12 protein-coding genes and 1 riboswitch are annotated in these 12,102 nt (G+C 63.1%); of the genes, 11 read left to right on the plus strand and 1 reads right to left on the minus strand.

What is annotated here, in order from left to right:
* The first annotated feature begins 15 nt into the window (after positions 1–15).
* The 9 genes from K3724_RS14440 (at position 16) to glpD (ending at position 9,443) form a co-directional block, all read left to right on the plus strand.
* Positions 16–1,284 (plus strand): imelysin family protein, encoded by a 1,269-nt coding sequence (locus K3724_RS14440; protein ID WP_259986343.1) that lies wholly within the window; start codon positions 16–18, stop codon positions 1,282–1,284.
* A gap of 90 nt (positions 1,285–1,374) precedes the next feature.
* On the plus strand, positions 1,375–2,388 hold the full coding sequence (locus K3724_RS14445; RefSeq protein ID WP_259986344.1) for a porin: 1,014 nt from the start codon (positions 1,375–1,377) through the stop codon (positions 2,386–2,388).
* A gap of 211 nt (positions 2,389–2,599) precedes the next feature.
* Complete coding sequence (locus tag K3724_RS14450) at positions 2,600–2,893, plus strand: bacterioferritin-associated ferredoxin (RefSeq protein WP_129371629.1); 294 nt, start codon at positions 2,600–2,602, stop codon at positions 2,891–2,893.
* Entirely contained in the window at positions 2,841–3,329 is a 489-nt protein-coding gene (gene bfr / locus K3724_RS14455; protein WP_259986352.1) for a bacterioferritin, read from the plus strand. Before K3724_RS14450 ends, bfr begins: the two co-directional genes overlap by 53 nt.
* Positions 3,286–4,848, plus strand: coding sequence for a di-heme oxidoredictase family protein (locus K3724_RS14460; RefSeq protein ID WP_259986354.1), 1,563 nt, complete (start codon positions 3,286–3,288; stop codon positions 4,846–4,848). Before bfr ends, K3724_RS14460 begins: the two co-directional genes overlap by 44 nt.
* A complete protein-coding gene (locus K3724_RS14465) occupies positions 4,848–5,867 on the plus strand; it encodes an imelysin family protein (protein WP_259986356.1) in 1,020 nt (339 codons plus the stop codon). The genes K3724_RS14460 and K3724_RS14465 overlap by 1 nt, the downstream gene beginning before the upstream one ends.
* Before the next feature lies 1 nt (position 5,868).
* Positions 5,869–6,948, plus strand: coding sequence for a DUF1513 domain-containing protein (locus K3724_RS14470; RefSeq protein ID WP_259986358.1), 1,080 nt, complete (start codon positions 5,869–5,871; stop codon positions 6,946–6,948).
* A 139-nt stretch (positions 6,949–7,087) separates the two neighbouring features.
* Entirely contained in the window at positions 7,088–7,873 is a 786-nt protein-coding gene (locus K3724_RS14475) for a DeoR/GlpR family DNA-binding transcription regulator (RefSeq protein ID WP_259986359.1), read from the plus strand.
* A complete protein-coding gene (glpD, locus tag K3724_RS14480) occupies positions 7,866–9,443 on the plus strand; it encodes a glycerol-3-phosphate dehydrogenase (protein WP_259986369.1) in 1,578 nt (525 codons plus the stop codon). The genes K3724_RS14475 and glpD overlap by 8 nt, the downstream gene beginning before the upstream one ends.
* Before the next feature lie 191 nt (positions 9,444–9,634).
* Here glpD and cobO read toward each other — a convergent pair whose 3' ends face one another.
* Positions 9,635–10,270 carry a cob(I)yrinic acid a,c-diamide adenosyltransferase gene (cobO, locus tag K3724_RS14485; protein WP_259986376.1) on the minus strand — a complete coding sequence of 212 codons (636 nt, stop codon included), beginning with the start codon at positions 10,268–10,270 and terminating at the stop codon, positions 9,635–9,637.
* Between the two features lie 51 nt (positions 10,271–10,321).
* Positions 10,322–10,526, plus strand: a riboswitch (cobalamin riboswitch).
* 95 nt (positions 10,527–10,621) lie between these two features.
* On the opposite strand from cobO, the gene K3724_RS14490 reads away from it, so the two are divergent.
* Positions 10,622–11,032, plus strand: a complete 411-nt coding sequence (locus K3724_RS14490) for a DUF1636 domain-containing protein (RefSeq protein WP_259986378.1) — start codon at positions 10,622–10,624, stop codon at positions 11,030–11,032.
* A gap of 2 nt (positions 11,033–11,034) precedes the next feature.
* Entirely contained in the window at positions 11,035–12,069 is a 1,035-nt protein-coding gene (cobW, locus tag K3724_RS14495) for a cobalamin biosynthesis protein CobW (RefSeq protein WP_259986380.1), read from the plus strand.
* Positions 12,070–12,102: the final 33 nt, after the last annotated feature.

Here is a 12,102-nt window from a genome sequence, read left to right on the forward strand (position 1 = left end):
CTAAGGACTTAGCTGATGAAATCCCTGTTTCTCACGGGCACTGCCCTTGCCGGTCTCGCCTTTGGCGCCACCACAGCCTTTGCCGCCGACAAGGCCGCGGTGCTGACCAACTATGCCAATATCGCCGAGGCCAAATACCAGGACAGCCTGGCCACCGCGCAGGTGCTGAAAGCCGCTGTTGACGCGCTGGTCGCACATCCGTCGGCTGAGAACCTGGAAGCTGCCCGCGCCGCCTGGATCGCCGCCCGCGTGCCCTATCAGCAGTCCGAAGTCTTCCGTTTCGGCAATGCCATTGTCGATGACTGGGAAGGCAAGGTGAACGCCTGGCCGCTGGACGAAGGACTGATCGACTATGTTGACGCCTCTTATGGCGGCCCGACCGACGAGAACACCCTGGCATCGCTGAACATCATCGCCAATCCCAGCTTCGAGCTGTCCGGCAAAGCCATCGACGCCGCCAAGATCACCCCGGAGCTGCTGGAAGGCGCCCTGCATGAGGCCGACGGGGTAGAAGCCAACGTCGCCACCGGCTACCACGCCATTGAATTCCTGCTGTGGGGCCAGGACCTGAAGGGCACCGAACACGGCGCCGGCGACCGCCCCTGGACCGACTACGCTGCGGGCGATGCCTGCACCGGCGGCAATTGCGACCGCCGCGGCGAATACCTGCAGGCAGCAACTGAGCTGCTGATCAATGACCTGGAATGGATTGCTGCCCAGTGGAGCGCCGAAGGCGAAGCCCGCACCACGCTGCTGGGCGATGAAAACGCCGGCATCACCGCGATGCTGACCGGCATGGGCTCGCTGTCTTATGGCGAGCAGGCGGGCGAACGGATGCGCCTGGGCCTGATGCTGAACGACCCGGAGGAAGAACATGATTGCTTCTCCGACAACACCCACAACAGCCACTACTACGACGGGTTGGGCGTGCAGAACGTCTATCTGGGCGAATATGTGCGCGTGAACGGCGAGCTGGTCTCGGGCGCGTCGCTGGCCGATCTGGTGGCCGCCAAGGACGCGGATCTGGACATCGAGATGCGCAGCAAGCTGGCGGGCACCATGCAGGCCCTTGGCCGGATCAAGACCGCAGCCGAAGCAGGCCTGTCCTACGACCAGATGCTGGCCCAGGGCAACAAAGCGGGCGAAGCGCTGGTAATGGGCGGTGTCAACGGTCTGATCGACCAGACCCGCTCCATCGAACGGGTGGTCTCTACCCTGGACCTGGGCGGCGTTGCCATCGAAGGCTCTGACAGCCTTGACAATCCCTCGGCAGTCTTCGAATAAGGCATAGCAACGTAATAACATAACAGAATCAAAATGAAGGGACCTGGCCGCCATCAGCGGCCAGGTCCCTCAACAGAAAGAAGACTCCCAATGAAAATCAAACCCTCCGCGGCGCTGGCTCTCAGCGCGCCCGTTTTCCTGTGCGCAAACGCCGCCCTGGCCCAGGGATTCAGCTGGGAAGGCGAGATCGAGATCGCCAATGAAAGCGTGCTGTCTTCCGATGACGCCACTGCCGAGATCCGCGACACCTTTGCCGTGATCACCGCTTCCGGCACCTATACATTCGGCAATGGTGTGGAACTTTTTGCCACCGTCACCGCCGAGTCGCTGACGGACGCCGCCGATGACCGGACCTTTGATGACATGGGCGTCTATATCGAAGAACTCGGCGTTTCCTTTGGTATCGGCAGCGCCACCACCGTCTCAGTTGGTAAACTGCACCCGGTGTTCGGTACCGCCTGGGACGACGCCGCTGGCTATTTCGGCAGCTCCATCGCCGAAGATTATGAGCTGGTCGAACAGATCGGTATCCTGGCGGACGTAGAGCTGAACGGCGCGGGCACCCTGTCCTTCGGTGTGTTCTACGCCGATGATTCCGGCCTCAGCCGCTCTGTCGGTTATGACCGCGGCCGCACCGCCACGGCTGACGGCGGCGCCGGCAACACCGGCGAGCTGGACAACTTTGCCATTCAGTGGACGCAGGAAACCGGCAACACCCGCTACCACATCGGCGCCCGCCACCTGAGCGCAGGCGCCGGCGACGTGGATGACGAACAGGGTTTTGTCGCAGGCCTCGCCCATGCCTTTGACGGCGGTTTCGGCCTCTACGGCGAGGTGGCCTCCTTCTCGAACGCTGGCGGTTCGGCGGATGATGCGCTGTATGCCACTCTGACCGGCGCCTACACCATCGGCAACGTGACCCTGTCCGGCGGGCTGGTGCATCGCGATCTGGACAGCGCGGGCGAGACCGACCTGATCACCATCGGCGCAGATTACGAATTTGAAAACGGCTTCACACTGGGCGGCGGCCTGGCCCGCGTCGATGAGGCCGGCACCAAAAGCACCGTCCTGGGCGTGAACCTGATCATCCCGCTTGGTGCGTGAGATTTCCCTCGGTGACGTTTGGCATCCCCTGAACAGAACCACACCTCGGGGCCGCGTACTGCGGCCCCTTTTTTGTCAGTCCGGGTCCCGCCCCCGGCATATACCCAAGTATTTTACTCTGGATACCCCTTGAAACCCCAGTAATTCTGTCGGATATATTTCCCAACGGAATCACTTGGCCTTTGCGCCACTGGGCAAGGACGCGAGCAGCATGATCGTTTGCCACTGCACACAGATCTCGGACCACGACATCCGCGCAGCCATCGACTGGATGCGAAATGCCGATCCCGAAACGATAATCACCCCTGGCAAGATCTATCACGCCTTGGGGAAAACCGCTGATTGCGGCGGCTGCATGCCGCTTTTCCTCGACACCATGCGCGCGAATGCTAATCTGGAAGTCCCTGCGCAGCTTCAGAATTTAGGCGCAGGCCGAATTCAGGAGAGTGAATATGCAGGGCGACGCCAAGGTCATCGACTATCTCAACAAAGCATTGCGACATGAGCTGACAGCGGTCAGCCAGTACTGGCTGCATTACCGGCTGCAGGACGATTGGGGCCTGGGCAGCATGGCCAAGAAAAGCCGCGAGGAAAGCATCGAAGAGATGCAGCACGCGGACAAATTGATTGAAAGGATTTTGTTCCTCGGCGGTCACCCGAACCTGCAAAAGCTTGACCCGCTACGGATCGGCCAGACCCCGAAAGAAACCCTCGAATGCGACCTTGCCGCCGAAGTGGACGCCCGCGCGCTTTACAAGGAAGCCCGCGATGCCTGCAACAAAGCGGGTGACTACGTCACGCAAAAGCTGTTTGAAGACTTGATGGCGGATGAAGAAGGCCACATTGATTTCCTCGAAACGCAGCTTGAACTGCACGACCGGATCGGCGCCGAAAACTATGCCCAGCTCAACGCCACCAAGATGGCAGAGATCGAAGACTAAACTGTTTCTGGCTGCCGCATTTGCGGCGGCCACCCCCGTTGCGGCGCTGGATCTGGCCAGCCAGTATCAGGCAGAACCGCATCTTTCCCCCCTCCCCCGCACCGATGCCGAACGCGCCCGGATTGAGGCCGTCACCGCTCCGGCCACGGATTTCTCCGCGCCGGAACACTTCGAAGACCTGCCCGCTGGTGCAGCCACTGTGCGTGCGCGGACGGATGACGAGGCGTTCTCCCAGCACTCCGCCAACCTCAGCTTCGAGCAGGAGCTGGAGTTCAAACTGGGCAACGGGCTGTTCAAGAAGATCTGGGTATTCTCGCCCGCGTCCACTCTGGCCTCCGACGGGCTGGGACCGCTGTACAATGCCCGCTCCTGCCAGCGCTGCCACCTGAAGGACGGCCGCGGCCATGTGCCGGAGCAGCCGGACTACACCTCCACCACCATGTTCCTGCGGGTTTCCGTTTCCGGCCCGGTCCCCGCGGAATTGCAGGAAGTCCATGATTACATCGGCACCGCGCCCGATCCGCACTATGGCAGCCAGCTGCAGGATTTCTCCGCCCCCGGCATCGCGCCGGAGTACAAGCTGCAAGTGGAGTACGAGGAATTCGAGGTTGCCCTGAACGGCGGTGAAGCGGCCACCCTGCGCCGTCCCAGCTACACGGCTGCAAACCTCGGCTACGGCCCGCTGGCCGAAGGCGCCATGCTCAGCCCCCGCGTCGCCCCGCCGATGATCGGCCTGGGCCTCTTGGAGGCGATCCCCTCCGCCGATATCCTTGCCCATGCAGATGAGGGTGACACAGACGGCGACGGCATCTCAGGCCGCGCCAATCTGGTCTGGTCGCGGGAATTCAGCCGGATCATGCTGGGCCGCTTTGGCCTGAAGGCTGGAATGGCGACAGTTCACGAACAATCCGCCGGCGCGTTTTCCGGCGATATCGGTATCTCCACCCCGCTGTTCCCGGCCCATGCGGGCGAATGCACCGATTTGCAAACCACCTGCCGGACCGCCCCGCATGGCGGCGGTGATTCCCGTGAAACCGAGATCGACCAGCCGAACATGGATCTGGTCACCTTCTACAGCCGCAACCTCGGCGTTCCCGCACGGCGCAACACCAGCGACGCCCAGGTACTGCGCGGAAAACAGGTATTCTACGACACCGGTTGTGCGGCCTGCCACGTGCCGAAATACGTGACCCACCGGCTGCAGGACCGCCCCGAGCAGAGTTTCCAACTGATCTGGCCCTACAGCGACCTGTTGCTGCACGACATGGGCGAAGGCCTGGCCGACAACCGCCCCGAGGCCCGCGCGACGGGGCGCGAATGGCGCACCGCGCCGTTGTGGGGGATTGGCCTGACCCAGCAGGTCTCGCCGCGCGCAACCTTCCTGCACGACGGCCGCGCCCGCACCCTGCTGGAGGCCATCCTGTGGCACGGCGGCGAGGCAGAGGCGGCCAAAACCGGCGTGGTGGAGCTGCCGCCGGAAGACCGCGCCGCCCTGATCGCCTTTCTGGAGAGCCTCTGATGCGCGCCCCTGCCCCGTCTCTTGCTCCGTCCCTCGTCCTGGCCTTTGCACTCGCCGCAGCCCCTGCTGCCGCGTCGGAGCTGTCCAGCAGCATCACCGATCAGCTGATCCTCCCCGCCTTTCAGGAGCTTGCAGAGGACGCCGAAGCTCTGGCAAAAACGGCCAAGACGGACTGCGATCCGCAGTCCGACTCTCTGCGCGCGGCCTATGGCGCCGCCTTCGATGCCTGGATCGCCGCCAGCCATTACCGCTTTGGCCCAACCGAAACAGACAGCCGCGCCTTTGCGCTGGCTTTCTGGCCCGACAGCCGCAGCAAAACGCCCAAGGCGCTAGGCAATCTGATCCGCAGCGAAGACCCGGACATCTCTGACCCGGCGCAATTCGCCAGCCACTCCATCGCGGCCCGCGGCTTTTATGCGCTGGAATACCTACTGTATGATCCGCAGCTCTCCGCCGCGGGCAGCGATGATTACCGATGTGCATTGACCCGTGCCATCAGCATCGACATCGCGGCCACAACTCAATCCATCAATACGGACTGGGAACAGACCTATGCCGCCGAAATGCACAACCCCGCGGACCGCTACCAAAGCGACGAGGAAATCACCCAGGAACTGCTGAAGGCGCTCAGCACAGGGCTGCAAGTACTGGACGACATGCGCCTTGGCCGCCCGCTGGGGACGTTTCAAAAACCACGCCCCAACCGCGCTGAGGCCCGCCGTTCGGGACGCAGCCTGCGCCATGTGCTGGTTTCGCTGAACGCGCTGGAGCCATTGGCCCTGGCGCTGGCAGACAGCCGCGCGGATCTGCAAGCCAAGATCACTGCCGGTTTTGCCAAAGCCCGCAAGAAGGCCGGGACCCTGAACGATCCGGTCTTTGCCGGCGTGGCGGATCCCGCCAGCCGCTTCCGCATCGAATCCCTGCAGCAGGAGATCAAGAACCTGCGCGCGCTGGTGTCCGGGGAACTGGGCCCGGCCCTGGGTGTTGCGGCTGGCTTCAATTCTCTGGACGGCGATTGACATGGCCACCCGCCGCGGCTTTTTGGCCGGTCTTCTGGCCACAGGCCTGGCCCCGCAGGCCAGTTGGGCCAACGCTGGCAGCCCCGTTTTCCTGTCTGCGGGCAAGGACGCCAGCGGCGCCTTCCTTCTAGCGGGTCTTACAGAAAACGGCGAAATCCTGTTCCGCCACCCTTTGCCTGCCCGCGGCCATGCCGCCGCGGCGCATCCGGTCCGGCCCGAAGCCGTGGCATTCGCCCGCCGTCCCGGCCGCTTTGCCGATGTGATTGACTGCCGCACGGGCACTGCCCTCGCCCGGCTGGAGCCACCTGCGGGGCATCATTTCTATGGCCACGGCACATTCTCCTCCGATGGCAGCCGCCTGTTCACCACCGAAAACGATTTCGGGAATGCGCGCGGTGTGATCGGCGTTTGGGATGCAACGGACGGCTACAAGCGCATTGCCGCCTTCGCCTCCGGCGGCATTGGCCCGCACGATATGCTGCTGCGCCGGGACGCGCCGGGACTGGTCATCGCCAATGGCGGCATTGAGACCCACCCCGATAGCGGCCGCGCCAAACTGAACCTTCCGGACATGCGCCCGAACCTCAGTTACTTGGGCTTTGACGGCACCCTGCAGGCGCAAATGGAACTGCCGCAAGAGCTGCATCTGAATTCCATCCGTCACCTTGCCATGCGTGCCGACGGCACCGTTGGTTTTGCCATGCAATGGCAGGGGGATCCGGGCGAAGCCCTGCCTATCGTGGGCCTGCACCAGCCCGGCAGCACGCCCCGCCTGATGGCCGATGGCGACCCGCGGGTGCTGAACCTCAATGGCTATGGCGGCTCCATCGCTTTCTCAGCGGACGGAGCGCAGATCGGTGTCACCTCTCCGCGCGGCGGGGTGCTGCAGGTGATGGATACCGGAACCGGGGATCTGCTGCAGGAACACCGCATGACGGATGTCTGCGGCCTTGCAATGTCCGATGCAGGCTTTACCGCAAGCACCGGCAGCGGGCAGTTTTTCGGGGTTTCAGCATCCGGCAAACACCCGCTGCACCGGTCGGATCTGGCCTGGGACAATCACCTGATCCCGCTCACCTGAGAAGACACAGGCTGGCAGCAGTCCCGGCGTGTCCGAAACCGCGCGCCGTTTCGTTTTGCGTATCGTCGAATTCAGGACGAAAACACAAGGTGACATTTCATCCGTACTCCGCTATGGAATCGCGGTGAAAGGAAAGCAAATGGATGCCACGGCCCGTCAGAACGAAATCATCACCTTGCTGAACCGGCAGGACCGGGTCGAGGTTGACGACCTGTCCCAGCGCTTTGGCGTATCTTTACAGACGGTCCGCGCAGACCTGCGCGACCTGTCTGCGCGCGGCGCCTTGTCCCGCGTGCATGGCGGCGCCGTCCGGATAAGCTCTGCCGCCAGCCAGGGATACGAGGACCGGCGCAAGCTGAACGCAGGCAACAAGCTGGCTATGGCGGCACTGGCGGCTGAGCTGATCCCAGACAATTGCTCCCTCACTCTTAACATCGGCACCTCAACCGAGCAGGTGGCGCGGGCGCTTTCCGGCCACAGCGGCCTCACTGTGATTTCCAACAATATCAATATTATCAACCTGATGATGGGCGGCCAGGCCAAGGAATTGATCCTGGCCGGCGGCACTGTGCGGCAAAGCGACGGTGCTATTGTGGGCGAGGACGCGGTTGAATTCCTGTCCCGCTACAAGGTCGATTTCGCCGTCATCGGCGCCTCGGCACTGGATCCCGACGGCGCCGTGATGGATCACGACGCCCGCGAGGTTTCGGTTGCCCGAGCGATCCTGAAAAACGCCCGCCAGCGTGTGCTGGTTTGCGACGGCAGCAAGTTCGCCCGCTCTGCTCCGGTGCGGATCTGCGATGTGGCAGAGCTGGACGTGGTGATCACCGACCGCCCCGTTCCCAATGAGTTTGCCGAGGCGGCGCAGGCCGCAGGCACCCGGATCCTGACCGCAGGACAAAACGAAAGCAGCGAAAATGACTGACACGCCTGTTATGGACCTTTTCATCATCGGCGGCGGCATCAACGGCTGCGGCATCGCCCGCGACGCCGCGGGCCGCGGCCTGTCGGTGACACTGGCAGAGATGAACGATCTGGCCTCCGCCACCTCCTCGGCCTCGACCAAACTGTTTCACGGCGGCTTGCGCTATCTGGAATACTTTGAATTCCGCCTGGTGCGTGAGGCGCTGATCGAGCGCGAAGTGCTGCTGAAGGCGATGCCGCACATCTCCTGGCCGATGCGGTTTGTGCTGCCGTTTCACAAGGACATGCGCTTTGATAGCGAAACGCCGACGTCGAAACTGCTTACCACCTTCATGCCCTGGACCCGCGGCCGCCGCCCGGCCTGGCTGATCCGGCTGGGGCTGTTTCTGTATGACAGCCTGGGCAAACGCGGCATCCTGCCTGGCACCGCGAAACTGGACCTGTCGCACGATCCCGCAGGCAGGCCGCTGAAGGGCAAGTTTCAGACCGCGTTCGAATACTCCGACTGCTGGATCGAAGACGCCCGCCTGGTGGTGCTGAATGCCCGCGATGCACAGGCGCGCGGCGCCGAAATCCTGACCCGGACCGAGGTTCTGTCAGCCCAGCGCCACTCTGATCACTGGGTTGTCACCGTGAAGGATCACGCCACTGGCGAGGAGAAGGAACACCGGGCCAAGATGCTGGTCAATGCAGGCGGGCCCTGGGTTGCCGACGTGCTGAAGCAAAAACTGGGCCAGAACAGCCGCGAAAACGTCCGCCTGGTGCGCGGCAGCCACATCGTGGTGCCAAAACTGTTCGACCATGACCGCTGCTATTTCTTTCAGGGCACTGACGGGCGGATCATCTTTGCCATTCCTTACGAGCAGGATTTCACCCTGATCGGCACCACCGACGCCGACCATCCGGATCCGGAGACCAAACCGCACTGCACGGAGGCCGAGCAGGATTATCTAATTGATTTTGCGTCGCAATACTTCGAACAGCCACTGAAGCGCGCGGATATTGTCTGGACCTATTCCGGCGTGCGGCCGCTTTATGACGACGGTGCCAGCTCGGCCACTGCGGCCACCCGCGAATATGTGCTGACGCTGGATCAAGCACAGGCGCCGCTGCTGAATGTCTTTGGCGGCAAGATCACCACCTACCGCAAGCTGGCCGAGGCCGCGCTGGCGAAAATCGGCAAGGTTTTCCCGCAATTGCCGTCGGACTGGACCGCAGGCGTGGCCCTGCCCGGCGGTGATTTTGCGGTGGCGGATGTGGAGACGCTAAAAGCCAAGCTGGCAGCGGACTATCCGTTCCTGAGCGCCTATTGGGCCGCCCGGCTGATCCGCGCCTACGGGCTGGAGTCCTGGGAGGTGCTGGGCGATGCCAAATCCGCCGCTGATCTGGGCCAGGATTTCGGCGCAACAATCACCGCACGGGAACTCGACTGGTCAATTGCCCGCGAGTGGGTGCGTTCAGGCGACGACTACCTGTGGCGCCGCACTAAATTGGGTTTGCGCCTGGATGAAGGACAGCGCGCAGCGGTCGATGCCTATATCAGCGAGAAAGCCGCCCGGCTGGCAGCTTAATTCCGCATGCGCGCTAACAGTCCGGACTTCAAAGGCCGGGGCACTCCCGCCCCTTTTCAATGAACCAGAGGTTCCCTGAAAAGCGTTGGGCCGGGCGGGGGCGCTGCCGAAGGCAGCGCCCCCGCCCCCCGGCGATTTGCGAAGCAAAGCGCAAAACCTCAAGCCCGCTCAATACTGCAGCCTGAAAGGGATTAAAACTCCACCCCCTTCTGCGCTTTCACACCGGCGCGGAACGGGTGCTTGATCTGCCCCATCTCGGTCACCAGATCGGCAATCTCGATCAGCTCTTCCTTGGCGTTGCGGCCTGTCAGAACCACATGGGTCATCGGCGGCTTCTGCTCCACCAGGAACTCCAAAACCTCCTCAAGATCCAGATAGTCATAGCGCAGCGCGATGTTGATCTCGTCCAGCAGCACCATGGTGTTGCGCTCATCCAGGATCATCTCCTTGGCCTTCTCCCAGCCCTTCTGCGCGGCGGCAATGTCGCGGGCCTTGTCCTGTGTCTCCCAGGTAAAGCCTTCGCCCATCGCGTAGAACTGGCAGAGATCGCTGAAGTTCTCCTCGATCAGCGTGCGTTCGCCGGTCTGCCAGGCACCCTTGATGAACTGCACCACGGCGGACGGCATCCCATGCGCGATGCAGCGCATGATCATCCCGAACCCCGACGAGGATTTGCCCTTGCCCGGTCCGGTGTGGACGATAATCAGGCCCTTCTCGCCCTCCTTGGTCTTCATCATCCGGTCGCGCGCGGCCTTTTTCTTGGCCATCTTGGACGTATGACGGGCGGCTTCTTCTTCTGAGATGCCGGTTTCAGACTTTTCGCTCATTGGGGGCTCTCCAGCTGTTTGACCCATGTCTTGACAAAGAAGGGCACGATAGCGCAAGGGGGTTCAGCTGGTTCCTGTGAAAACAGGCGAAGAGGGAATGTGAAGGCTTTCGGGCCGAAGCACAGCCGCCCCCGCGACCGTGACCGGATGAGGCCGCCATGCCACTGGGTGATCCCCGGGAAGGCAGGATAGCCGGCAAGGCCCTGCGCCTTGGCATCCGCAAGCCGGGAGACCTGCCAGCGAAGGAGAGATCAACGGGCAGACGGGGTGTTCTGCGACCGGGTAAGGGGCTCGCACGACTGGTCCCTTTTCGGCCATCCCGCACGCCCTGCCGCGACAGGAGACGCGCCAATGGCTGACGACATGGCAGGCCAATCTGCCAGCACCCCGGGACCGGTCACGCTGACCGTATGCCTCACCTGCCGCCGCGAGGGCGCCGACCCCGAGGCCGCCCGCCCTGGTGCCATCCTGCACGCAGCGCTGGAAGAGGCCGGAATGCCCGAAGGCGTCCGTCTGCGTGGCGTCGAATGCCTGTCGTCCTGCAAGCGCGGCTGCGCTGTTGCGCTGATCGGCGGCGCAGAACGCTGGACCTATGTCTACGGCGACCTCGACCCTGACCAGCATGTTCCCGAAATTCTGGAAGGCGCGGCAGCTTATGCCGGCACCGCTGACGGCGTCGTGCCGTGGCGTGAACGCCCGCAAACCTTCCGCAAGCAATCTGTTGCCCGCATCCCGCCGGCCAAGTTCTTCTCCGAGGAGTAATCATGAGCGATCTCAACAAGATCCCCGTCACTGTCATCACCGGCTTTCTGGGCGCAGGCAAAACCACCCTGATCCGCCACCTGATGCAAAACCCGCAGGGCAAGCGTCTGGCCGTGGTCGTGAACGAATTCGGCACCGCCGGTGTGGACGGCGATATCCTGAAATCCTGCGCCGATGACAACTGCCCGGCGGAAAACATCATGGAGCTGGCCAACGGCTGCATCTGCTGCACCGTGGCCGATGACTTCATCCCCACCATCGAACAGTTGATGGCCCTGCCCGAAAAACCGGACCATATCGTGATTGAGACCTCCGGCCTGGCCCTGCCCAAGCCGCTGCTGAAGGCGTTTGACTGGCCCGCGATCCGCTCCCGCATCACCGTCGACGGGGTGATTGCCCTGGCGGACGCCGAGGCCGTGGCCAAGGGCCAGTTCGCCCCCGATCTGGACGCCGTGCAGGCCCAGCGCGAAGCGGACGACAGCATCGACCACGAAACCCCGCTGTCCGAGGTATTCGAGGACCAGATCTCCTGCGCTGACATCGTTCTGCTGTCCAAGGCCGATCTGGCCGGCGACGCAGGCGTCGAAAAAGCCCGCGCGGTGATCGAGGCCGAAGCGCCCCGCAAGCTGCCGATCCTGCCGATGAGCGAAGGCGTGATCGACCCGCGCATCATCCTGGGCCTGGGCGCCGCTGCCGAGGATGATCTGGACGCCCGCCCCAGCCACCACGACGGCCACCACGACCACGAGCATGACGATTTTGAAAGCATCGTTGTCGAATTGGGCGAAGTATCCGACCCGGAAGCGCTGCAAAATGCCATCGTGAAACTCGCCCGCGAGCGCAACATCCTGCGCGTCAAAGGTTATGTGGCGGTGGAAGGAAAGCCGATGCGGATGCTGGTACAGGCCGTGGGCGAGCGCCTGCGCGCCCAATACGATCAGCCCTGGGGCGCGCAGCCGCGCAAAACCGCCCTGGTGGTTATCGCCGAGCATGACGACATCGACGCCCCGGCCATCCGCGCCGCACTGGGCGCCTGAAGCTATGCGGGTTTGGCACATCATTTCAGATGA

It is taken from the genome of Leisingera sp. M658, assembly GCF_025144145.1.
In the GTDB taxonomy this organism is placed as follows: domain Bacteria; phylum Pseudomonadota; class Alphaproteobacteria; order Rhodobacterales; family Rhodobacteraceae; genus Leisingera.